Consider the following 24,213-nt stretch of genomic DNA (forward strand, 5'->3'; position numbering starts at 1 on the left):
AAAATATACTCCTAAATGAATTACCAATTTTCCTATTAAACGGTAGAAAAAACCAATTAAAAATACTAACATACAAAAAAACAATCGTCAATCACGTATTGGTTAAAGTCCATTCACATTATCCACTCTATAAGTAAGCCCCAAAAAAATATCCACCTTTAAAGTGGATATTTTCATTTATTTAATTGCCTCATGAACTTTTAATTGTTTACCTTTTATCGTTGTATTTCTCATAACCTTTAAAACCAGTGGTCCTTTTCCATTTAATATTTCAACGTAAGAAACGTTATCTTGTATCGTAATAATGCCTATATCTTCTGCTGTAACACCTTTAATTTTAGCAATTGTCCCGACGAAATCTACCGCTCTAATTTTCTTTTTCTTCCCGCCATTAAAGTACAGCTTCATAATGCCTTTGTTTATGTCCGCATTTTTATCTTTCTTTATAATTGGTTTAGCATATATCTTTTCTTCAAATGCAGCTTTCTCTTTCATAACTTCTTCTTTTGAAGGTCCAATTGCCTTTGGAATTTCAAAACCAATATACTCCTCAATCTCTTCTAAAAATCTATTTTCATATGGTGTTATAAATGTAATAGCTTTTCCACTATTTCCAGCTCGTCCCGTTCTTCCAGTACGATGTACATAGCTTTCTTTTTCAAGTGGAATATCATAATTAATAACATGTGTAATATTATCAATATCAATTCCTCTCGCAGCCACGTCTGTTGCTACTAAATAACGGAATTTCCCTTTTCTAAAATCATCCATGACTTCAAAACGATCTTCTTGTACCATACCACCATGTATTTTGTCGCAAGGATAGTTAGCTCGTTTTAACTGTCTATATACATGATCTACATTTTCTTGTGTACGGCAGAAAATAATACAACTATCAGGATTCTCAATCGTTGTTACATCTTTAAGTAGTGAAAGCTTCTCGTCTTCTATCACCTCAAAAAGAGTATGTTCAATTTTATCCGTTGTAATCCCAGCTGCTTTAATTTCGATATGAGTTGGTGAATTCATATATGTACGAGACAATTTTTCAACATCTTCTGGAAGTGTTGCTGAGAATAGCATTGTCATTCTTTTTATAGGTAATTCATCAATAATTGCCTCTACTTGATCGATAAAGCCCATATTTAGCATCTCATCTGCTTCATCAATAACTAAATACTTCAAACACTCTAAAGAAAGGGTACCCTTTTCAATATGATCCAACACACGACCAGGGGTCCCAACTACAATATGTGTCTTTTGCTTTAATTCTAATTTTTGACGTGCAAATGGAGATTTCCCATAAACTGCCGCAGCCTTAATCCTTTTGAATCGACCTATATTTGTAATATCTTCTTTTACCTGTACCGCAAGCTCTCTCGTTGGTGTTAAAACTAATGCTTGTGGTTTATTCTCTTCCCACTCCACCATTTCGCAAAGCGGAATACCAAATGAAGCTGTTTTTCCACTTCCAGTCTGGGACTTCACAACAAGATCCTTCTTTTGTAATGCGACTGGAATAACCTCACCTTGTACTTCTGTTGGATGATCATATCCTAACCCAGTAAGCGCCCTTACAATTTCCTTACTTAATTTATAATCAGAAAAACTTTTTTTACTCATATATTAACCTCATTTTATTCTGTATTATTTTCTTTTTTATCTTTTGTATACGTTACTATCACCCTACTTATTATACTTGAAACCTCACATAAAAAGGTGGATCATATCAGATTCATCTTTTTATATAGAAATAAACCTTATCATTTCATATATTGTTCAACTAATTGATAACATCTTTTGCTCGTATTGTTAGCATTAACCCTTTCATAGTACCCTCACCCTACCAAAAAATAAAAAGAATACATACAACCTTGTATAATTATCTCAATTTTCAACTTTTTTCATAAACGAACAATACAATTGAAAAAACGTTTTAAATTCGTTTTTAACGTTTTTTTTCAGATATAAAATCTACTTTTTAAAAAAATGTTAAGAAATCCTTTGACTTCTTAATAAAAATAATGTAAATTATCCTATGGACGAACATTTTTGATTAATAAAAATAAAATATTCGTATTTTAGGGGTGTAAATGATGGAAAACGTATTCGACTATGAAGATATTCAATTAATTCCTGCAAAATGTATTGTAAATAGCCGCTCTGAATGTGATACAACTGTCACTTTAGGAAAACATAAATTTAAATTACCTGTCGTGCCTGCAAATATGCAAACGATTATTGATGAAAGAATCGCAACTTATTTAGCTGAAAACAATTACTTCTATATCATGCATCGTTTCCAACCAGAGAAACGAATCTCATTCATTAGAGATATGCAATCACGTGGATTAATCGCTTCTATCAGCGTTGGTGTAAAAGAGGACGAATATGAATTCGTACAACAATTAGCTGCTGAGCAACTTACACCTGAATATATCACGATTGATATCGCACACGGTCATTCTAATGCTGTGATTAACATGATTCAACATATTAAAAAACATTTACCAGAGAGCTTCGTTATCGCTGGAAACGTTGGAACTCCCGAAGCGGTAAGAGAATTAGAAAATGCTGGTGCCGATGCAACAAAAGTTGGTATTGGACCTGGTAAAGTTTGTATTACTAAAATTAAAACAGGCTTCGGAACTGGTGGTTGGCAGCTAGCTGCACTTCGTTGGTGTGCAAAAGCTGCAAGTAAGCCAATTATCGCTGATGGTGGTATTCGTACACACGGCGACGTAGCTAAATCTATTCGATTTGGGGCAACTATGGTCATGATCGGTTCTCTATTCGCTGGTCACGAAGAGTCTCCAGGGGAAACAATTGAAAGAGATGGCAAACTTTATAAAGAATACTTCGGTTCTGCTTCTGAATTCCAAAAGGGTGAGAAGAAAAACGTTGAAGGTAAGAAAATGTTCGTTGAGCATAAAGGTTCTTTAGAAGATACGTTAATCGAAATGGAACAAGATCTTCAATCTTCTATCTCTTACGCTGGTGGAACAAAACTAGATGCTATTCGTACTGTAGATTATGTTGTCGTGAAAAACTCAATTTTTAATGGTGACAAAGTATATTAATTCTTAAAATTAAAAAGAAGGAGAAGCATAGAATTGCTTCTCCTTCTTTTTCATATATAAAAATGTTAAATATTTTTATTTTACTGAATTTTCTAGTATCATATTTTTAGATGCTTTTAATAAGGAGGATATAAGACATGAAAACTATAATTGAGAATCGTCTTGTTCGTGCGGAAGTACCTAACGAACTAAAATGGGATTTGTCTGATTTGTATAAGTCCAATGATGAGTGGCATACCGCATTAAACATATTAGAAAATGATATACAGAAACTTGATGCATTTAAAGGACGTTTACATACTAACTCCACAACTTTATTAAATTGCCTACTTTTAGAAGAAGAGCTTTTAATGAAGTTAACAAAACTGTACTCATATGCAAATTTAAAAGAATCTACTGATCGTACAAATCCAGTTATTCAAGCGAACTCTTCCAAAATTTCTGCTTTATGGACGAAAGTACATACTGCACTATCCTTTATTCATAATGAAATCCTCTCATTCGACGAAGGAACAATTGAAAAATATTTAACTGAAGAAACAAAACTCGAACCTTTCCGTAAGTCGTTACTAGAAATACTCAAAAAAAGGCAGCACACACTCTCTCCTGAAACAGAAGAAGCACTTGCTGCACTTGGCGAAGTTCATAGTTCTCCATACAAAATTTACGGCATGACTAAATTGGCAGATATGGATTTCACTTCTATACAAGACGAACAAGGAAACGAACTCCCTGTTTCTTTCGCATTATTTGAAAGCAAATATGAATTTTCTCCAAGCGCATACATACGTAGAAAAGCATACTCATCATTTGTTTCCACCTTGAAACGATATAAAAATACAGTTGCGACAACATATGCTACCGAAGTAAAAAAACAAGTAACACTTTCTCGTTTACGTAAATATGAATCCGTTACCCATATGCTATTAGAACCACAAAAGGTTCCACTTGAAATGTATAACAATCAACTTGATATTATTTATAAAGAATTAGCACCTCATATGCGCCGTTTTGCAGATTTAAAAAAGAAAGCATTAGGACTCGATCAAATGCTTTTCTGCGACTTACATGCACCTTTAGATCCCGAATTTAATCCGACGATTACTTATGAAGAAGCAGCCACGCTCATTCAAGATTCTTTAAAAGTATTAGGCGATGAATATAGTTCCATAATCGAAAAAGGATTCAAAGAAAGATGGGTAGATCTTGCAGATAACGTAGGCAAATCAACAGGGGCATTTTGCTCAAGTCCATACGGCTCTCATCCCTATATTTTAATTACATGGCAAAATACGATGCGTGGATGCTTCACATTAGCACATGAATTTGGACATGCTGGTCATTTCTATTTAGCAAATAAAAACCAACGTATCATGAACGTACGCCCATCTATGTACTTTGTTGAAGCACCATCAACTATGAATGAATTACTATTAGCTCAGCATTTACTAGCGACTACTGACAATAAGAGGATGCGCAGATGGGTCATTCTACAACTACTCGGCACATATTATCACAACTTTGTTACTCATTTACTTGAGGGTGAATACCAACGTAGAGTATATGCTCTAGCAGAAGAAGGACAGCCCCTTACAGCTACAACTTTAACTGAAATTAAAACAAATGTCCTTTCGACATTCTGGGGAGATTCTGTAGAAATCGATGAAGGTGCGGGCTTAACTTGGATGCGTCAGCCTCATTATTATATGGGTCTATATTCTTACACATATTCCGCAGGCCTCACTGCATCTACTGCAGTAGCTCAAATGATTAAAGATGAAGGACAACCTGCTATTGATCGCTGGTTAGATGTGCTTCGCGCTGGTGGTACAATGAGACCACTTGAACTAATGAAACATGCCGGAGTAGATATGTCAAAACCAGATGCAATCCGTCAAGCTGTTTCTTACGTTGGTTCATTAATTGATGAATTAGAGCATTCTTATCAAGAATAAAAAATAAGCCCTCGCTTTATGAGGGCTTATTTCATATTTACTTCCCAAACCTTTTACGATATCCACATTTCCTACAAAGCTCTTCAACCGCAACTCTTTTGGAAAATCCATCGACAATGTTTGTTGCTCTTTCACCTTCTATAATGTTAGAAAATGAATCGTTATTAATATTTCCAAGGTTAATAATCCCTTCACCATCTAAACAACAAGGAATAACCGTCCCATTCGCTAAAATCCCTGCTTGATTACGAAGTCCATGACAGAATCCTTTCCCATCATCCTCTTCTTCATGTAATGCTGGCCACTGGAATTCATAGTCTTGATTAATAAAGACACGTTCTGCAATTTTTATACCTTTTCCTGGTGTAAGCTTCTCTTCAATCTGATAAGATAGATCAAATTCATTTTCAATTATAGATAATAACTCCCTATTTTTCTGAATTTCAGCATTTGTTTTATTATCCTGAGTTAAATTCCATAACCTTAACGATACAATTAAATCTGATTGACTTGTCGCTTCCCTAATGAAGGAAAGTATACTCCTTACATAGCCCTCTTTATCTTGCGAACCTGGGTGTCCATCAAAACTATGCAGTGAAAAATTCATTTGTCTTAACGCGGGCTTATTTAACAGCCTATGCCTTCTCTTATTAATTAACGTTCCGTTCGTTGTAATATTAACTTTAAACCCTTTTTCATGACTTAAGTCTAATAGTTGATCTATTTTCGGATGGAGCAACGGCTCCCCCTTCACGTGCAAATAAATGTAGTCTGTGTGAGGTTTAATTTGGTCTAATCTTTTAGCAAAATCCTCTACAGAAATGAATTGCTTCTGCCTTTCCGTCGGCGGACAAAAGCTACACGCAAGATTACATACACTCGTAATCTCCAAGTAAAACTTCTTAAACTTCTTCACCTTTAATTCCTCACTTCTCTAACTACTTATACTTTTTTCCTCTTCATATTACAGCATATTTTTATGGAAATAGAAACATACTTATTTTAGGAAATCTACATACCATCTAATAATATTTAAAAGACCATCGGTAATTTTTGTCCAATGGTCTCTTTATCCTTTTTATATGCAAAGAATAAATTTATTTATGATACGGTTCATCATAACTATTCTAAATAAGCTTATTTTTTATTATTTTCATAATTAAATTTAACAAAAAAGGTAGTGCCTTCTGATCCTGTTTTAATTTCTATTTTTGCATTATGGCGGGCAGCAATGGCATAACATACACCTAACCCCAATCCAGTTCCATTATCTTTGGTCGTGTAAAATGGCGTACCCAGTTTCTCTAATACTTCAGGCCTAATACCTTTTCCTTGATCCTGCACTGCAAGCACCACACAATTTTGACCTTCCTTGTAGGTGCTAATGGTTAGAACTTTCCCTGTATCCATCGCTTCTAAGCCATTACGATATAGATTCATTAATAATTGCCGTATCTCATTACGATTTAAAAGTAATTCCGGAATGTCATTTGTATCGACTTGAATATACTTATTTTGATTGTGCGTATCAACCTTTATTAAAGGAATAATATCGCGGATAATTGAATTTAAATCTAACATCTGTAAATCCAATTTCCTTGTATTCCCCATTGAGAGAAATTCAGTAATAATAGAATTGGCACGGTTAAGTTCTTCAATCATTAAATGAAAGTACTTATTATGTTTCTCATAGGTATTCTCTTCTTTTAATAACTGCAAAAATCCTAGTACCGTTGTCATTGGATTTCTAATTTCATGGCTGATACCTGCTGCCATTTGCCCTATTAAATCAATGTTAGATAATCTTTTCAATTCCTGTTCATATTTCTTTTTTTCCGTTATGTTTTTAAAAATACAGCAAATACCATCATCATACGGGTATGCAATAACTTCGTGCCAATATTCATCTGCAGTAGAAAGAAATTCGAAATGAACTGTAGTTCGCTCTGACATTGCACGATGAAATTCCTTATACATAACTGTGTCGATGTCACTCGGGAAAACATCCCATATATTCTTTCCTAATACATCTTTTGCTGTTTTTCTTTGCGGAAAATATTGGTGCTTATTTACGTACGTAAATTCCCATTTATTATTTAAAGTAAAGAATCCATCCGTAATACATTCAATCACACTTGTAACTTTTTCATTAGCAGCAGCTAGCTCTCCCGTTCGCTCTTCCACTATACTTTCTAGTTTATCCATATATAACAAATTTGAAAACGTAGGGGCTGTGGCATCAACAATAGATTTTGCTAGTTGAATTTGAGAATTATCGTAATTGTGAGCTTTTCCTTCTTTACCAACGACGATTACCCCTAATACTTCTCCCATTGAAACCAATGGAATCATCAATAAATCCTTACTATCTATATTTTTTGTTTGAATAACCTCTTGGATCTTGGCTTCATAGCTTTTCTCTGTCCAATCCGCTTCTGTCCAATCACAGCCCTTACTTAATTTCGTTGTTTTAATCGTTGTTTTGTCTAGCGGATCTAGAAGATGGGCAGTCATATTTTTACTTTCTAAAATCTGATCTAAGTAAAAAAAGCATTTATCAAAACTCTCCTGTATTGAGGCACACATTGATAAATCACGGGTAACATTTAGTAACAGCTGCTTCTCAGCAATAAGGTTTTCCTTTTGTGTTAAATTATTTGCGTTTTGAATTGCGACCGCGGCCATATTTACATAAGCTTCAACACTTTGAATTTCTGAATCTGTTAAGTTCATCGGAATCCCATAATCAAATAAAAAAACCAGACCAAATAATTCTTGCCTAAATGAGATAGGCAGAGCTAATAAGGACTTAATTTTAAACGCATCAACGGGTCTCGGATCTGGTCGATGATCCTTTGAGGTATCAGGAATATAGATGGTTTTTTTCGTTTCAATAACTTCTTTTGCCAGTAAATCTACTTCAGGATCAATTACCTGAGTATCGAGCGTTACGCCATTTATGGTCTCTGGTTTTCCTGCAAACCCTCTAAATGTTCCATCTTCCTGGGGTAAATAAATTCCAACAGCATCGCACCTAACAATCTCCTCTGATATCGCCATTGTCACACGCCGTAATACTTCACGTAGTTCTAATTTTGTATTTATTATTTTTGTTATATTCGCGAGCCTAGAATATCTCGTCTGATCACTTACCATTCACATAGCCTCCAGTTATAGGCATAATAAAATAAATATGATAATATCAGCGTCTTACCTTTGTTTTACATAGAATACCTTACTTATGGTAAGGTTCCCCACGATTAATCCGAAACGCTCTATACACTTGCTCAAGCAACACTAATCGCATTAATTGGTGTGGTAACGTCATCTTTGAAAAAGAAAGTGATTCGTTTGAACGCTTCATTACTTCTGAACTTAGTCCGAGTGATCCACCAATTACAAATGCGACTTTACTCTTTCCGTATGTAGCAAGGCGATCTAGACTGACCGCAAATTCTTCTGATGACTTTTGCTTTCCTTCTATAGCTAATGCAATCACATGCGTGTCATCAGAAATTTTATCCAGTATACGTATACCTTCTTTTTCCTTTACAATTAACATTTCTGCTTCACTTAAATTTTCTGGTGCCTTTTCATCTGGCAATTCAATTACTTCTACTTTTGCGTATGCTGATAATCGTTTTAAGTATTCTGCTATACCTTGTTTCAAATATTTTTCTTTTAATTTCCCAATTGAAATAATCGAGATATTCACACGTATCCTCCACCTTACAAACATGTTATCCACAAAACTTATCCACATATCCACAAACACTACCCACATATTGTGTGAGAATCTGTGTTCGACACAACATATGTCGCCTCATTTTGACAAAATTCACATGTTTTTTTCTCTTTTTCTGAGTTATCCACACTGTTGATAACCGGCGCAACTTCACACTCATCCACAATAATATCTAACGCTAATTCAACATGTTCTAAACAACAAGGTAAATTCATTTTCTTCACCTCACTTTTCTACAATAGAAAACAGGAGGTAGGCCCTCCTGTTTTTAATACTTTTGAATGCCTAATTTCACTGTTGTTGTTACTCTTTTTGTACCACGATAAAACGTAAGAGTCATTTTATCATTAATTTCCTTATCATATAAGGCCGTGCGGAATCCAATAATATCGCGAATCGGTTTTCCATCTACTGCCACAATAACATCATGTTCTCTTAAACCAGCATCCGCGCCTGGCGAAGGACTTTTCACATCCAAAATACAAACTCCTTCTGTTACAGTACCTGGTAAATGTAATGTTTTTGACCAATAATAGTTTGGAATTTCATTTAATGACCTAAGTTCAATCCCAACATACGGTCTTCTTACTTTTCCATACTTCTCAAGTTCATTCATAATCGGAACAGCCCTAGTCACTGGAATAGCCAGTCCGATTCCTTCTACTTCTTTTGCAGCAATTTTCATTGAATTAATACCAATTAATTGTCCTGCTGCATTTACAAGCGCACCGCCACTATTCCCTGGGTTAATCGCCGCATCTGTTTGTAACACTTCTACTTGCCAATCATAATGTCCATCTTGATCTAAATCTACAGGGACAATACGTTCATTAGCTGAAATAATACCTTGCGTAACAGTTCCAGAGAATTGCAGTCCAAGTGGATTTCCAATCGCAATAACTGGCTCTCCTCTGCGAACAGTATTAGAATCGCCAATTTCAATTATTTTTTTCACATGCTTTGCATCTATTTCTAATACAGCTAAATCTGTGACTACATCGGTTCCTAATACTTTTCCAGGAACCTTCTTACCGTCACTTAGACTTACTTCAATACGATTCGCTCCAGCTACAACATGATTATTCGTTACAATATAAGCTTGACCATTTGTCTTTTTATAAATTACTCCTGATCCTGTACCAGCCTCTGAATCTGCCTCTGAAAAGTTATCTCGTTGAATGTTAATAACACCCACAACAGCTTCAGATGCACGATCAACAGCATCTACAAAGCTAATCTGTTTAATTCCTTGAGCTTCGGCCATATTACTTCCGCTTGCTTCAGCTTGCGGAAGCGTATCAGCAGAATTTGAAAATAAAGGAGCTCCAAACGCAAATAAAGAAGCTCCTACAATTGTTCCCGCTATACTAGAAAGAACTATACCTTTATGCTTCTTTTTCCCTGCACGTTTCATACGATAATTTTCTTCATCAATAAAGGACATATTTGTTCACCCATCTTCCTGAAAACAACTATATTCACCTTTATTGTTTACTAAAATGAAGAATTATACGTATTGAATTTTTGTAGGCATTTTTGGATCTGTATCGTGAATTTCAAAGGATTCACCCACTCCAAATCCTTTTTCCTCTAGTACTTGTGATACTGACATACGAGCTAGTTCTTTCATGTTATTATCTAAGCTTAAATGGGCTAAATAAATATGCTTTGTCTCATCTGTAATTACATCTGCCATCGCTAATGCAGCATCCTCATTACAAACATGCCCAACGTCGCTTAAAATGCGTCGTTTAATGCTCCATGGGTAACGTCCCATACGAAGCATTTCCACATCATGATTACTTTCAAACACGAAAGCATTAGCTCCCTTAATAACGCCCTTCATACGGTCGCTTACGTATCCCGTATCTGTAATAAGCGCTAATTTCCTATTATTGTTATGGAAAGCATAAAACATCGGTTCTGCCGCATCATGAGAAACTCCAAATGATTCGACTTCAATATCACCAAATGTTTTCACATCCCCAACTGAGAAAATGAATTTTTGCTCAGTTGGGATATTTCCTATTAAATGTTCCATTGCATTCCATGTTTTCTCATTCGCATAAATGGGTAAATCATATTTTCGCGCCAATACACCTAACCCTTTAATATGATCACTATGCTCATGTGTTACAAGAATACCTGATACATCATTTATATTCAGTTCTGCTTGTTTAAATAAAGCCTCTGTCGCTTTACCACTTAAACCTGCATCGACTAGTAATTTTTTTTCATCGGTTCCTACGTATAGCATATTTCCTGTACTTCCACTTGCAAGTACGCTAAAATGCAACCCCATTATTTCTCACTCCAGTATGTTCATCAACCACTTGATTTTCCTTTTCCCCTAATTCCATAACTTGTCCTTCAATTGCATTCACAAAGAAGTCCTGCTTTTGCTCCGTTTTTAAATTCCACGTTGGAGCAAGTACTTGGTTATTAGAAGTAGATGCGGTAAGAGTGGCATAACCAATTTGCGCTTCTTTAACATGTGTATTTCCATGAATTTTATTTTTTAAATACAAATTTTCTAAAGCTGTTTGAGCCGTAATAATTTCTTGCTCTTTCGTTTTTTCACCTTCGCCCATTTCTTTTAAATCAGTTAGCATTGTCTGCGTATATGAAACAAGTTCATTTTTTTCATTTAATTCCACAACAATCATCGCCTGATTATTATAGAAAATAGGCTTATCTTTATATTTTTGGAAGAAATAAATTTTAGAGTCTTTCACCGCTCCAAATTCATACTTTTGTCCATCCAATACATAGTTCTTCAAAAATTCATTATACTTATCTTTTGATAATGATTTCGTATTTAAAAAAGGCTCTTTTAGCTTACTTTCTATCGTGTACATATTTTGTATATGCGCCGTTTGATTTTTCAAAGACTGTATATCATCTTCTTTAAAGGCTTTATTTTCCGCTCTAATAAATGACTCTTTCTTCGGTTCCTTAGGGATATTCCCTATAGTAATTTTATTTGCTTTTAATTCTTGATCTATCTTTGTTTCTGCAATAAGCTCCAATTGATTACTATCTTGCTTTTGAATGAATTGAAAAATGAGAAAGAGGTCCAAAACAAAAAAGGTCACAATAAATATGGTTTTAATTCGATCCCAATCCATTTAGTCCTCCCTCACTCCACTCATAGATTTGCTGTTTACCCGTTTCACCTTCAACAAGCTTTACATACCAAATTGGTTGTAGTCGAACTACTTGCCCATCTAGTGATAACTTGTATCCAATACCAATATCCTTAATTACTTGTTTCTTTATCTCTGGATTATTTTCTAGGGATGCTATTACAACATGCCCTGACGGAAGAGTAACTTTCTGTTCTATGCCTTTAGTATTTAAAGACAGCAACGGTCTTTCATATTCCATTACTTCTTCTGATCCCCATTTTTGTCTCAATTCAGCTAATCCATCTGTATTGAATACGGAATATCCATCTTCATGTAAGCGAAATACTGTCTCTCCTTTATTCATATAGTCCAAACGATATGAATCCAGACTTCCACTGTGACCACTTACAAATTCAAAGCTTTTTTGTAACAGCATTAAATTATCTATCGTTTTCTCAGTTAAGACAGAAGAGTTTTTATACTTTAGCATGTGACGATCGTTTTCAATTTCCATGGATCTAATACCATCTGTAAATGTTTCTTTCGATATCTCAGTAATCGGACTTAAATAACGAGGATCACTAAACAGAGCATTCTTAAACGTATCAACTGCTAAATTAGATGAAATATATGTTATATTGTTTAACTCTGTCGTGCCATCTGGTAAAAATAACTTTTTCATATCATTGATTTGATAATCAAAATAGGGCTTTGCTGATACTATAAATTGATTTTGAGCATTTACAATATCTTTTAAATACACACCACTTAATTTTGCCTCATATATTTTAAAGTTATCACCATCAGAAACAAAGTTAATTTTAATTTCTTGATCCTTACTCCTAGAAGGATCAAGGAGAATACGATTAAAATGTTTAGGCTTATCTGTACTTTTCTCTTTCATGTTAAACATAGATTTAACTGCATCAAATGGGATATCAGTAGGGAAAACAAGTTCAATTTTCCCTTCACCATGCACATAGGATAGGAAATCACCCTTAGTGATTGATATCTCTCTAAACTCATGTAGTTCCCCTACTTCCAAAGGCTTATAGATTGATTCTATATCTGCCTCTCTTCTGCTCCCATAATGATTTTTATCTTTATGCACGATGATAGAAGTAGGACGGACAACATCGGAAATTTTAGTTTGATTCGTTCCTTCATTGCCCTGTACAAATTTTGCATTTTGCATGGATGTAGAATCTGGCACATACGTCCATAGGTTAAAAGTAAGAAACAGGCTAATTACAACTAGGTTAATTAAAACTATTGTTTTAAAGTTTTCCATACTCATTCCCAATCGTCCTCTTCATCTGCTGCCATTGGTAACGTGAAATAAATAGTTGTCCCTTTTCCTTCTTCACTCTTCGCCCAAATAGAGCCACCATGTGCCTCGATCATTTCTTTTGCAATTGCTAATCCAAGTCCCGTACCACCCATTTGTCTTGAACGAGCTTTATCTACGCGATAAAAACGTTCAAAGATTTTATCAACGTTTTCTTTTGGAATACCCATTCCTTGGTCACTTACGCTAATTTCTAATAAATCACCGCGATCACGTAAGCGATATGTTACTGTTCCACCTTCTGGTGAATACTTTAATGCGTTAGAAATAATGTTATACAGCACTTGAGTAATTTTGTCAGTATCCATATCAATAAACCTAGACTTCTTAGAGAAAGATCGTTTGAAACTTACATTTTGTTCTTTAGACATTTCAAAGCGATCAATAATATTATTAAAGAAATCAGTAAAGTCGACCCATTCTTTCATTAAACGGTGCTCTGTACTATCAAGTTTAGATAGCTGTAACAACGCATTTACAAGTCTAATCATTCTTTCTGTTTCTTCTTGTGTAACCGTTAAAAATTGTGGCGCAATATTCGGATCCTGCCATGCTCCATCTGTAAGTGCCTCTAAATAACTGCGCATCGTCGTTAATGGCGTCCTTAATTCATGAGAGACATTCGCTACAAACTCACGGCGTTCCCTTTCTATACGCTCCTGCTCTGTTACATCATATAATACGGCAATTAAACCATTTGCCTTCCCTGTTTCTTTTTGAATAACAGAGAAACTAGCACGTAAAATATATGGTTCATTTCTCGTACTAAAATCTAATAAAACAGAATCTGGCTCTTCATATAAATGATCGAGCGTAAATTCTTCCTGTATCCCTAATACCTCTAAAACAGATTGATCAAGCGCTGTTTCACGAGAAACATTTAACATCTTTTCCGCAGGGTCATTTAGTAAAATAATATCCCCTTTTCGGTCAGTAGCAATTACTCCATCTGTCATATGAGATAAAACAGATGATAGTTTACGCCTTTCACTTTCTGTAGAAGAACGAGCTTGTTGTAATTTTTTTGATAAATTATTGAAGGATAATGCCAGTTGTCCAATTTCATCATGGCTATGCACCTTTACTTTTCTCGAATAATTTCCTTTTGCCATTTCGATTGCTTGTCTCCGCATATCTGAAATTGGTCTTGTAATTGTTTGAGCCAATAAAATCCCAAGTACGGCCGTTACTAATAAGGCAATTACTGTTCCCGTAGCAAAAATTTGATTTATATCCTTCATTTGTTTATATACATCTTCCATAGATGCAACGATGTATATAACACCAAGCGCATCCTTGCCATTATCATCGAGAATCGGAGTAAGCATAACTTGAACACGATGGCCTGTACTACCATCCTTCTCAATTTTCACTTCTGGCTTTTTTTGCACCAACACTCGCTGAACAGCTATATCAGTTGATGTTCTATTCACCTTATTCTGCTTTGATTCATCTGAAATAGCCAGTAACTTTCTATGCGAATCAAATACACTTACCTCTTGTATAACTTTTTTTTGATCAGAGGCAAACTTTCGAATAGAAGTTTTAATCGTTTCATCTGTTGACTCTGTTTCTGCTTTTGTATAACTTTTTTTAAATTCTTGTTTCAAGTTATATGATAATAAGTTTGTTTGCTGCGTTAAAGAATCCCTAAAACCTTGTACTAGGCTCTTCTCTAATTCCCTTACAAAATATACCCCAATAACTTGCATCGCTATTAATATTAATAGCATATATATAAGCACAAATTTTAAATGAATAGATTGAAAAAAACCAACTTTCTTCATATACTATTCCTGCTCTGGGTCACGCAAGTAATACCCTACTCCACGTCTAGTTACAATTAAAGTAGGATGGCTTGGATTATCTTCAATTTTTTCACGCAAACGACGTACTGTTACGTCTACTGTGCGCACATCTCCAAAATAGTCATAACCCCAAACTGTTTGTAATAAATGTTCGCGTGTCATAACTTGTCCTAAGTGTTTCGCTAAATAATGTAGCAACTCAAATTCACGATGTGTAAGCTCGATATTTTCCTCGCGCTTCGTTACACTATATGCATTTGGATTAATAACAATTGGTCCAATAACCATTTCTGTATTTTCTTCTTTTTCTGCAGCACCACCTTGTTGGTGACGGCGTAAATTCGCCTTCACACGAGCAAGTAATTCTCTCGTGCTAAATGGCTTCGTTACATAATCATCTGCCCCAAGCTCAAGCCCTAATACTTTATCAATCTCAGAGTCCTTTGCTGTAAGCATAATAATCGGCATTTCTGAACTTTTACGTATTTCACGACAAACCTCTAAGCCATCTTTACCTGGTAGCATAATATCTAATAAAACCATATCTGGTTGTTCTTCATTAGCTTTTTCAATTGCTTCATCACCATCATGCGCCATTACTATTTCAAAACCTTCTTTTTCTAGGTTAAACTTCAAAATATCTGCAATCGGCTTTTCATCATCAACTACTAAAATTTTCTTTCCCATCATCGTCTATTTCCTCCTTATAAAAATATGGTCAATAATCCCTAAACATATTGATGTTTACATAGTATGTCCTATATGACCGCATCCTTTGTTTAAGTATTTTCTCCTCTATTCTCATAGACTCATGTATGATCCACTTTTACACGGAATCCTATACGATCTATAGAAAAACCTCTAGCTTCAACTGCTAGAGGCTCCTCGTTCTATTTTAAAATAACTACTCAGTTTTGTAAAATTACATAAATAAAAAGGATATTAAGTGGGCCCACTTAATATCCTGAGAGTGGCTCGGGACGGAATCGAACCGCCGACACGAGGATTTTCAGTCCTCTGCTCTACCGACTGAGCTACCGAGCCAAAACTATATATAAAACCACTAATGGTGGTATAAACAAAAGTGGCGGTCCCGACCGGGGTCGAACCGGCGATCTCCTGCGTGACAGGCAGGCATGTTAACCACTACACCACGGGACCAAAAATAAGCATAAAAAAAACATGACCCGTACGGGATTCGAACCCGTGTTACCGCCGTGAAAGGGCGGTGTCTTAACCACTTGACCAACGGGCCACGAAAAATAAAATGGTGAGCCATGAAGGATTCGAACCTTCGACCCTCTGATTAAAAGTCAGATGCTCTACCAACTGAGCTAATGGCTCATACTCACCAACGTCATATTTTCGTGACGACAAGATGTATCATAACATGTATTCTATATTCTTCGCAATACTTTTTTTCATTTTTTTTATAAAAGATAAGAAAAAACTCATGCGGACATGAGTTTTTTCTAAAAATATCAATTAAGCTTCGTATACATTACGAACAATATTCGTTTGGTTACGATCTGGTCCAACTGAGAACATAGATAATTGAATTCCTGTTAACTCACAAACACGTTCTACGTATTTTCGTGCATTTTCAGGAAGCTCGTCTAATGATTTTACACCAGTAATATCTTCTGTCCAACCTGGAAGCTCTTCATATACAGGCTCACATTTCGCTAAAATGTTTAAGTTTGCTGGAACTTCATCGATAACTTCGCCATTGTATTTGTAAGCAACACAAATTTTAAGAGTTGGAATATCTGTTAAAACGTCGATAGAGTTTAATGATAGATCCGTTAAACCACTAACACGACGCGCATGTCTTACAACAACGCTATCGAACCAACCTACGCGGCGCGGACGACCAGTTGTTGTTCCGTACTCACGACCAACTTCACGAATTTGATGACCAATTTCATCATTAAGTTCAGTAGGGAATGGACCGTCACCAACACGGCTTGTATATGCTTTACATACACCTACAACGCGAGTAACTTTCGCAGGACCAACTCCAGTTCCAACTGTTACACCACCCGCAATCGGGTTAGAAGATGTAACGAATGGGTACGTACCGTGGTCAATATCAAGCATAACACCTTGTGCACCTTCAAATAATACACGGTGATTGTTATCTAGTGCATCATTTAATACAACAGATGTGTCGCATACATATTGTGCGATTTGTTGTCCATATTCGAAGTACTCTTCAAAGATTTCTTCTACACTGAAACCTTCTGTATCGTACATTTTTTCAAACAAACGATTTTTCTCTACTAAATTGCGCTCAAGCTTCTCTTTAAATGCTTCACGATCTAAAAGATCAGCCATACGGATACCAATACGAGCAGCTTTATCCATATATGCAGGACCGATACCTTTTTTCGTTGTACCGATTTTGTTATCACCTTTACTAGCCTCTTCTAACTCATCTTGTTTTAAGTGATAAGGTAAAATAACGTGTGCACGGTTACTTACACGTAAATTATCAGTACTTACACCACGGTCGTGTAAGTATTTTAACTCTTCAAGTAATGCTTTCGGATCTACTACTAAGCCATTTCCGATTACACAAATTTTCTCTTTATAGAAAATACCAGATGGAATTAAGTGTAACTTATATTTAACTCCGCCGAAAACAATTGTATGTCCCGCGTTATTTCCACCTTGATATCTTGCAACTACTTCCGCATGCTCAGAAAGAAAATCAGTGATTTTACCTTTTCCTTCGTCGCCCCATTGTGTTCCTACAACTACTACTGAAGACATTATTAAAGCACCTCCGCAATTTTCAAACGATCTATTCAAACAATATAATTGTACCAAAACCGAAAAAGAAGTCAACCAAAAAGCGAACATTTTTTTATTAAAAATCATTTTCGTTCGTAAGAATTATGTTTTCACCTTATGAAAGCCTTATCTTTACACCATAAAAAAAGAAACACATCTTATTATAAGAAATGTGTTTCTTTTTTATACTGCCTTTATGCCCCATCCTCAAAGCGTCGTTCTAAGTTAACGAACTTATTGAACTCTTTGACGAATGCAAGTTCCACTGAACCTACTGGACCGTTACGTTGCTTTGCAATGATAATTTCAATTGTATTTTTATTTTCCGTTTCACGGTCATAGTAATCTTCACGATATAGGAAAGCTACAATATCAGCATCCTGCTCAATACTTCCAGATTCACGAATATCAGACATCATCGGGCGTTTATCCTGACGAGATTCTACACCACGAGATAACTGTGATAAGGCAATAACAGGCACTTGCAATTCACGTGCAATCCCTTTTAAAGTACGAGAAATCTCAGATACTTCCTGCTGACGGTTCTCACCTGATTTCCCACTTCCTTGAATAAGCTGTAAGTAGTCAATTAAAACCATTCCAAGACCTTGTTCTTGCTTTAGTCTACGACATTTTGCTCGAATCTCATTTACCTTAATTCCCGGTGTATCATCAATATATATACCGGCATTTGAAAGACTCCCCATCGCCATTGTTAATTTCGCCCAATCATCAGAAGTTAGTGACCCGGTACGAAGTCTTTGCGCATCGATATTTCCTTCTGCACAAAGCATACGCATAACAAGCTGATCGGAGCCCATCTCCAAGCTAAAAATCGCTACATTTTCATCCGTTTTCGTCGCTACGTTTTGTGCGATATTTAATGAAAATGCAGTTTTCCCTACTGACGGACGTGCTGCTACAATGATTAAATCATTTCGCTGGAAACCTGCCGTCATCTTATCTAATTCAGTAAATCCAGTTGGTATCCCAGTAACTTCACCTTTTTGATTATGCAAAAGTTCAATTTTATCATAAGCATCCACAAGAACATCTTTAATATTTTGAAATGCTTTTGCATTCGTTTGATGGGATACTTCTAATATTTTTTTCTCGGCCTCATTTAAAAGGCCGTCCACGTCATCTTCTCTCTCGTATCCATCCGACACTATATGAGTCGCTGTTCGAATTAAACGGCGTAAAAGTGCCTTTTCAGCAATGATACGTGCATAATATTCAACGTTAGCAGCTGTTGGAACAACTTCTGCTAACTCTGCTAGATAAGACACTCCACCAACTTCTTCTAGTAATCCTTGATCAGCCATCGCTGATGTCATTATTACTAAGTCGATCGGTTCTCCTTTATCAGATAATCCAAGCATGACCTCAAAAATCTTTTGATGTTTCGTTCGATAGAATGAATCAGGTACCAATAACTCCGATGCTGACGTTAACGCATCTTGATCAATTAATATGGCACCTAAAACCGCCTGCTCGGCCTCTATATTATGCGGAGGGGTACGATCAGCAAGTACATCACTCATACGCAATCCTCCTTGCTTAATTTATTTTTATTGTTCACTAACATGAACTTTTACTGTCGCTGTTACTTGCGGATGCAATTTCACTGTTACATTTGTGTAGCCTAATGCACGAATTGCATCATCCATTTCAAATTTACGTTTATCAAGTTTAATTTTATGTGATTTTTGCATCGCATCTACGATTTGTTTGCTCGTAATAGAACCGAATAAACGGCCACCTTCTCCAGATTTCGCCTTTAATTCTACAGTTAATTTCTCTAAAGTCTCTTTTAACTCTTTTGCATTTTCAAGCTCTGCTGCTGCATCTTTTTCTTCTTTACGCTTTTGAGCTTCTAAAGTTTTCATACTGCTATTTGTTGCTTCAGCAGCTAATCCTTGTTTTAGTAAGAAGTTATTTGCATAGCCATCCGGTACGTTTTTTATTTCTCCTTTTCTACCTTTACCTTTTACGTCTTTTAGAAAAATTACTTTCATGATTGTGTGCCTCCCTGTAAATAGTCATCAATAACAAATCGAAGCTTCTCCTCAGCTTCATCTACTGTAACATTTTTCATTTGTGTGGCTGCATTAGTCAAATGCCCGCCACCGCCTAAGTTTTCCATAATTAGCTGCACATTCACTTCACCTAAAGACCTGCTGCTAATTCCAATGAGATTCTCACCACGTTTCGCAACAACAAATGATGCAATAATCCCTGTCATCGTTAATAACGTGTCTGCCGATTGCGCAATAAGCACTTGATCGTAGTAATCATCACTATCAACTTTAGCAATCGCAATTCCATTTTTATAAATGTACGCATTTTTTATAGCTTTTGCAACCCGTAAATACTGATCCATATCTTCCTTTAAAAGTTCTTGTACAAGCACAGTATCTGCACCATGTGAGCGTAAATAAGAAGCAGCATCAAATGTACGAGCCCCTGTCCGGAATGTGAAACTTTTCGTGTCGACAATAATACCTGCTAACAATGCCGTCGCTTCTAGCATTGTCATCTTTAAATTTTTAGGTTGATACTCAAGTAATTCTGTAACCAATTCTGCCGTTGAAGAAGCATATGGTTCCATATAAACTAGCAATGGGTCTTCAATAAAATCTTCCCCACGACGATGATGATCAATAACTACTACATTTTCAATTTTATGTAACAGTTTTTGCTCCATCACCATAGAAGGTTTATGCGTATCAACAACAACAAGTAACGACTCATCATTTGCAAATTCCATCGCTTGCTCTGGAGTAATAAAATGAGACCATAACTCCTCATTTTGTTTCACTTTGTCCATCAAGCGTTTAATTCCCTTATCAGAATCATTTTCATCTAATACAATATATCCTTTACGCTCGTTTAATTGAGCCACTTTTAAAATACCAATCGCAGCACCAATTGCGTCCATATCAGGAGCCCTATGCCCCATGATAATGACATTACTACTTTCTAATACTAAATCCTTTAACGCATGCGAAATGACCCTAGCACGTACACGGGTACGCTTTTCAACCGGATTTGTCTTACCTCCATAGAACTTAACTTTACCTGTCGCTTGTTTAATAGCTACTTGGTCTCCCCCGCGCCCAAGCGCAAGGTCTAAACCAGATTGAGCCATTGCCCCAAGCTCTGACAAAGGTAAATCACCTGATCCGACACCTACACTTAATGTAAGTGGTATATTCCTTTTAGATGTTTCTTCACGCACCTGATCTAAAATACTAAATTTCCCTTTCTCCATCTGCGTCAGAATACTTTCATTTAGCACAACGAAGAATCTTTCTGAAGATGCACGTTTTAAATACGCACCATACTTAAGTGCCCATTCATTTAGTCGCGATGTCACAAGACTTGTTATATTCGTACGTAATTGATCATCTAATCCTTGTGTAACTTCATCATAATTATCCAAATAAATTACAGCTAAAACAGTGCGTTGATCCTCATACATCTTTTCGATTTCCGTTTGTTCCGTTACATCAAAGAAATAAATTAACTTTTCTTCTTTCCTTACAAAAACGCGAAATTTTCGATTATTTAAAGAGACTATATCATCAGAAGTTTCTCCTTTAATGAAAAGAAGTAATGTTTCTGATACATCGTAAAGGTGCCATCCAGCTAACGCATGCTGTCCCAGGCATGAAGATAAATAAGGATTTGCCCAATCAATCCCGTAATCCTTATTGTATAACAAAATACCAATCGGCATTTGGTTAAATGCTTCATTACTGACTTTCTTTACCCTCGTAATCATATCTGTCGTATGCTTTTCGAAATTCCTTTGAAAATTAAGTTCAAATCGTATAACGATAAAGAACACGATACAAAAAATGATAAAAGCAGCTATCCCCATAATTAAATGAAAATAACAGAGAATTGAAATGAGCACAAACACAAAAAATGCCAATACATAAACAGGATATAAAAACCACTGTTTCTTATCAAATTCAGGCATGTATACAACTCCTATAAAGTAAAACTAACTCACCTTCCAGTTAGTTAAACAGATTAAAATAGTATAAGGAATATTATTTTATTCCCCTATTTTAGAACGCAACGAAATCCCTAAGTCAATTATACCTAAGATTGTCACAAGAGGAAACAGCATCGGAATAAACATGCATACAATAAAACTAATAATAGGAACCCCTTTAGTAAAACCTTTTCTATACGCTAAAAAGGAAATGAATGTCAGCCCTTGCAGTACAAGCAATAGTGCAAATATGACATATAGGTTAGAAAATACCATATGTAAATATGATGTTGGATCTACTTTTATAAAAGTTGCTAACAAAATAAATATAACGTAATACCAAACAATACTCTTTGGTAATTGTAGATCTTTAAATTTAGGCCAAGGTATAATGTCGTGTTTTAACTTTTTCAAAACACTACCTGATATTATCACTGTAATCCAAGAAAAACATACTGAAACTAGAACAAGTATACTTGGAAATAACGATTGTAATATATCATTCATTTGTGTAAGTAACTCTTTTTGTTCCTTACTAATCGGCATACCTATAGCACTTACTATCTTTTCACTTTGCACCATACTTTCACTAAACACACTTTGCATCTGCTTCATTATATCTATGTTGAAAAACTTTATACTCGCAACATAAATAAGTACAAAACCAATTAAGTATGCAAGCGTCCCCGCTATTAAGATTTCCACTGGCTTTTTTCTTGTTTTATACGTATATCCTAAAACAATCCCTATCAATCCAAACATAATTGTCTTCACTAAATTCATAGGTTGACTCACAATAACAGTAACAAAAAGTGCCACTACAAAAATCACAAGCACATTAGATAGTTTATGTCTTATCGTTAATAGTATAAATGGTAACGGCAACGCAAAAGTTACAACAGTACCTAAAATCGGAACATACATAGATATAAGCAATAAAATTGCATATATAGCTAATAACGCTGCGCCTTCTGTAATAAACTTTGTTTGTTTCACATTTTAACCTCTCTTTCAAAAAAGAAAAGCATAGCAAAATGCACAGTAGAGTCCGACTCTACTGTGCATTTCATACGCTATTATTCACCAACATATGGTAAAAGTGCCATTTGACGAGCACGTTTAATTGCAACTGTAAGTTTGCGTTGGTATTTTGCGCTTGTCCCTGTTACACGACGAGGTAAAATTTTACCACGCTCAGAAACGAAACGTTTTAATAAATCAACATCTTTATAGTCAATGCGAGTGATGCCGTTAGCTGTGAAGAAACACACCTTACGACGTTTCGCACGTCCACCTTTGCGTCCTGCCATGTCTATTTCCCTCCATTCTTTGTTAAAACTAACAAATTTACTGTATTAGAACGGTAAATCGTCGTCGGAAATGTCGATCGGTTGACCTACATTTGAAAATGGATCGTCATTCTTCGTAAATCCAGAGTTCCCTTGATTACCTTGGTTACCTGAATTACTAGATTGACCAAATGGGTTAGAGCCTTGGTTACCGAAACCAGCTCCTGATGGTTGCTGATTGAATGAACCACGTTGCTCCCCACCGCCATTACGCGGCTCTAAAAATTGTACGCTTTCCGCAAGAACTTCTGTTACATATACACGTTTACCGTCTTGTCCATCGTAATTACGAGTTTGAAGACGTCCATCTACGCCTGCTAAGCTTCCTTTTTTCAAATAATTTGCTACGTTTTCTGCTTGTTTACGCCATATTACACAATTAATAAAGTCAGCTTCACGCTCACCTTGTTGATTCGCAAATGCGCGATTCACAGCTAACGTAAAAGTAGCTACTGCAACACCATTGGGCGTGTAACGTAAGTCAGGGTCCTTAGTTAAACGACCAACGAGGATAACACGATTCATCAATCGAACCACTCTCCCTTATATATCAATTATTTTTCTTCTTCTTTAACAACGATATGACGAAGGATGTCTTCGTTGATCTTAGCTAAACGGTCGAATTCGTTAATCGCTTCTGCGTTAGAGTTCACGTTTAAGATCATGTAGAAACCTTCACGTAAGTCGTTGATTTCGTAAGCTAAACGACGCTTACCCCACTCTTTCGTGTTAATGATTTCTGCACCATTGTTTGTTAAAACACCTGCAAAACGTTCAACTAAAGCTTTTTGAGCTTCTTCTTCAACGCCAGGACGAATGATGTACATAATTTCGTACTTTCTCATTACACTTTCACCTCCTTTTGGTCTAAACGGCCCATAATGGGCAAGGAGCAATTAATTTATAGTAATTACTCACGAGTTTAGATTATATCATAGTAAGTTATATGAATCAACTCACCAATACATAAAAAACTTGGCAAACATATAATATATTCG

At 35.7% G+C, this 24,213-nt stretch carries 21 protein-coding genes and 4 tRNA genes; 2 read left to right on the top strand and 23 right to left on the bottom strand.

Translation table 11 applies throughout. From position 1 onward, the window contains the following. Positions 1-177: 177 nt before the first annotated feature. The gene (dbpA, locus tag ACUXVC_RS27385) at positions 178-1,623 is read right to left on the bottom strand and encodes an ATP-dependent RNA helicase DbpA (RefSeq protein ID WP_053563264.1); all 1,446 of its coding nucleotides are present in this window, start codon (positions 1,621-1,623) and stop codon (positions 178-180) included. 473 nt (positions 1,624-2,096) lie between these two features. Between dbpA and guaC the strand changes: the two genes are divergently transcribed. Together guaC and pepF are read left to right on the top strand one after the other, a co-directional pair. Next, positions 2,097-3,080, top strand: coding sequence for a GMP reductase (guaC, locus tag ACUXVC_RS27390; protein ID WP_000432447.1), 984 nt, complete (start codon positions 2,097-2,099; stop codon positions 3,078-3,080). A gap of 137 nt (positions 3,081-3,217) precedes the next feature. After that, positions 3,218-5,035 (top strand): oligoendopeptidase F, encoded by a 1,818-nt coding sequence (gene pepF, locus ACUXVC_RS27395; protein WP_144465871.1) that lies wholly within the window; start codon positions 3,218-3,220, stop codon positions 5,033-5,035. A gap of 37 nt (positions 5,036-5,072) precedes the next feature. Here pepF and ACUXVC_RS27400 read toward each other — a convergent pair whose 3' ends face one another. The 22 genes from ACUXVC_RS27400 to rpsF all read right to left on the bottom strand — a co-directional run bounded on the left by ACUXVC_RS27400 (position 5,073) and on the right by rpsF (position 24,060). Continuing rightward, positions 5,073-5,951 carry a radical SAM/SPASM domain-containing protein gene (locus ACUXVC_RS27400; RefSeq protein ID WP_000713633.1) on the bottom strand — a complete coding sequence of 293 codons (879 nt, stop codon included), beginning with the start codon at positions 5,949-5,951 and terminating at the stop codon, positions 5,073-5,075. A gap of 221 nt (positions 5,952-6,172) precedes the next feature. Then, the gene (locus ACUXVC_RS27405) at positions 6,173-8,191 is read right to left on the bottom strand and encodes a GAF domain-containing sensor histidine kinase (RefSeq protein WP_098126210.1); all 2,019 of its coding nucleotides are present in this window, start codon (positions 8,189-8,191) and stop codon (positions 6,173-6,175) included. 79 nt (positions 8,192-8,270) lie between these two features. Beyond that, on the bottom strand, positions 8,271-8,750 hold the full coding sequence (gene rlmH, locus ACUXVC_RS27410; RefSeq protein ID WP_001027003.1) for a 23S rRNA (pseudouridine(1915)-N(3))-methyltransferase RlmH: 480 nt from the start codon (positions 8,748-8,750) through the stop codon (positions 8,271-8,273). 59 nt (positions 8,751-8,809) lie between these two features. Continuing rightward, entirely contained in the window at positions 8,810-8,995 is a 186-nt protein-coding gene (locus ACUXVC_RS27415; protein WP_001052833.1) for a CxxH/CxxC protein, read from the bottom strand. A gap of 53 nt (positions 8,996-9,048) precedes the next feature. Further along, positions 9,049-10,224 carry a S1C family serine protease gene (locus ACUXVC_RS27420; RefSeq protein WP_000008032.1) on the bottom strand — a complete coding sequence of 392 codons (1,176 nt, stop codon included), beginning with the start codon at positions 10,222-10,224 and terminating at the stop codon, positions 9,049-9,051. Between the two features lie 63 nt (positions 10,225-10,287). Beyond that, positions 10,288-11,082: an MBL fold metallo-hydrolase gene (locus tag ACUXVC_RS27425; protein WP_016079549.1), complete on the bottom strand. Its 795-nt coding sequence runs from the start codon at positions 11,080-11,082 to the stop codon at positions 10,288-10,290. After that, positions 11,066-11,908, bottom strand: a complete 843-nt coding sequence (locus ACUXVC_RS27430) for a two-component system regulatory protein YycI (RefSeq protein WP_000383720.1) — start codon at positions 11,906-11,908, stop codon at positions 11,066-11,068. The genes ACUXVC_RS27425 and ACUXVC_RS27430 overlap by 17 nt, the downstream gene beginning before the upstream one ends. Beyond that, positions 11,889-13,205, bottom strand: coding sequence for a YycH family regulatory protein (locus ACUXVC_RS27435; RefSeq protein ID WP_000061569.1), 1,317 nt, complete (start codon positions 13,203-13,205; stop codon positions 11,889-11,891). Before ACUXVC_RS27435 ends, ACUXVC_RS27430 begins: the two co-directional genes overlap by 20 nt. Further along, on the bottom strand, positions 13,202-15,043 hold the full coding sequence (gene walK, locus ACUXVC_RS27440; RefSeq protein ID WP_000755367.1) for a cell wall metabolism sensor histidine kinase WalK: 1,842 nt from the start codon (positions 15,041-15,043) through the stop codon (positions 13,202-13,204). Before walK ends, ACUXVC_RS27435 begins: the two co-directional genes overlap by 4 nt. A 3-nt stretch (positions 15,044-15,046) precedes the next feature. Next, entirely contained in the window at positions 15,047-15,754 is a 708-nt protein-coding gene (gene walR / locus ACUXVC_RS27445; protein ID WP_000971865.1) for a cell wall metabolism DNA-binding response regulator WalR, read from the bottom strand. 281 nt (positions 15,755-16,035) lie between these two features. After that, positions 16,036-16,108: transfer RNA gene (locus ACUXVC_RS27450), tRNA-Phe, on the bottom strand. Between the two features lie 41 nt (positions 16,109-16,149). Continuing rightward, a tRNA-Asp gene (locus tag ACUXVC_RS27455) sits at positions 16,150-16,225 on the bottom strand. Positions 16,226-16,247: 22 nt separating this feature from the next. Beyond that, positions 16,248-16,319: transfer RNA gene (locus tag ACUXVC_RS27460), tRNA-Glu, on the bottom strand. A gap of 13 nt (positions 16,320-16,332) precedes the next feature. Then, a tRNA-Lys gene (locus tag ACUXVC_RS27465) sits at positions 16,333-16,408 on the bottom strand. A 141-nt stretch (positions 16,409-16,549) separates the two neighbouring features. Then, entirely contained in the window at positions 16,550-17,839 is a 1,290-nt protein-coding gene (locus tag ACUXVC_RS27470; protein ID WP_000100229.1) for an adenylosuccinate synthase, read from the bottom strand. Between the two features lie 215 nt (positions 17,840-18,054). After that, positions 18,055-19,404: a replicative DNA helicase gene (gene dnaB, locus ACUXVC_RS27475; RefSeq protein ID WP_001286147.1), complete on the bottom strand. Its 1,350-nt coding sequence runs from the start codon at positions 19,402-19,404 to the stop codon at positions 18,055-18,057. 27 nt (positions 19,405-19,431) lie between these two features. Next, the gene (gene rplI, locus ACUXVC_RS27480; RefSeq protein WP_144465872.1) at positions 19,432-19,878 is read right to left on the bottom strand and encodes a 50S ribosomal protein L9; all 447 of its coding nucleotides are present in this window, start codon (positions 19,876-19,878) and stop codon (positions 19,432-19,434) included. Then, entirely contained in the window at positions 19,875-21,848 is a 1,974-nt protein-coding gene (locus ACUXVC_RS27485) for a DHH family phosphoesterase (RefSeq protein WP_001113779.1), read from the bottom strand. The genes rplI and ACUXVC_RS27485 overlap by 4 nt, the downstream gene beginning before the upstream one ends. Before the next feature lie 78 nt (positions 21,849-21,926). After that, a complete protein-coding gene (locus tag ACUXVC_RS27490; RefSeq protein ID WP_144465873.1) occupies positions 21,927-22,862 on the bottom strand; it encodes a YybS family protein in 936 nt (311 codons plus the stop codon). 80 nt (positions 22,863-22,942) lie between these two features. Continuing rightward, a complete protein-coding gene (gene rpsR, locus ACUXVC_RS27495) occupies positions 22,943-23,176 on the bottom strand; it encodes a 30S ribosomal protein S18 (protein WP_000918873.1) in 234 nt (77 codons plus the stop codon). A gap of 45 nt (positions 23,177-23,221) precedes the next feature. Then, on the bottom strand, positions 23,222-23,743 hold the full coding sequence (gene ssb / locus ACUXVC_RS27500; protein WP_002094213.1) for a single-stranded DNA-binding protein: 522 nt from the start codon (positions 23,741-23,743) through the stop codon (positions 23,222-23,224). Between the two features lie 26 nt (positions 23,744-23,769). Further along, entirely contained in the window at positions 23,770-24,060 is a 291-nt protein-coding gene (gene rpsF / locus ACUXVC_RS27505) for a 30S ribosomal protein S6 (protein WP_001233781.1), read from the bottom strand. Positions 24,061-24,213 lie beyond the last annotated feature (153 nt).

The organism is Bacillus sp. N6, assembly GCF_052805735.1.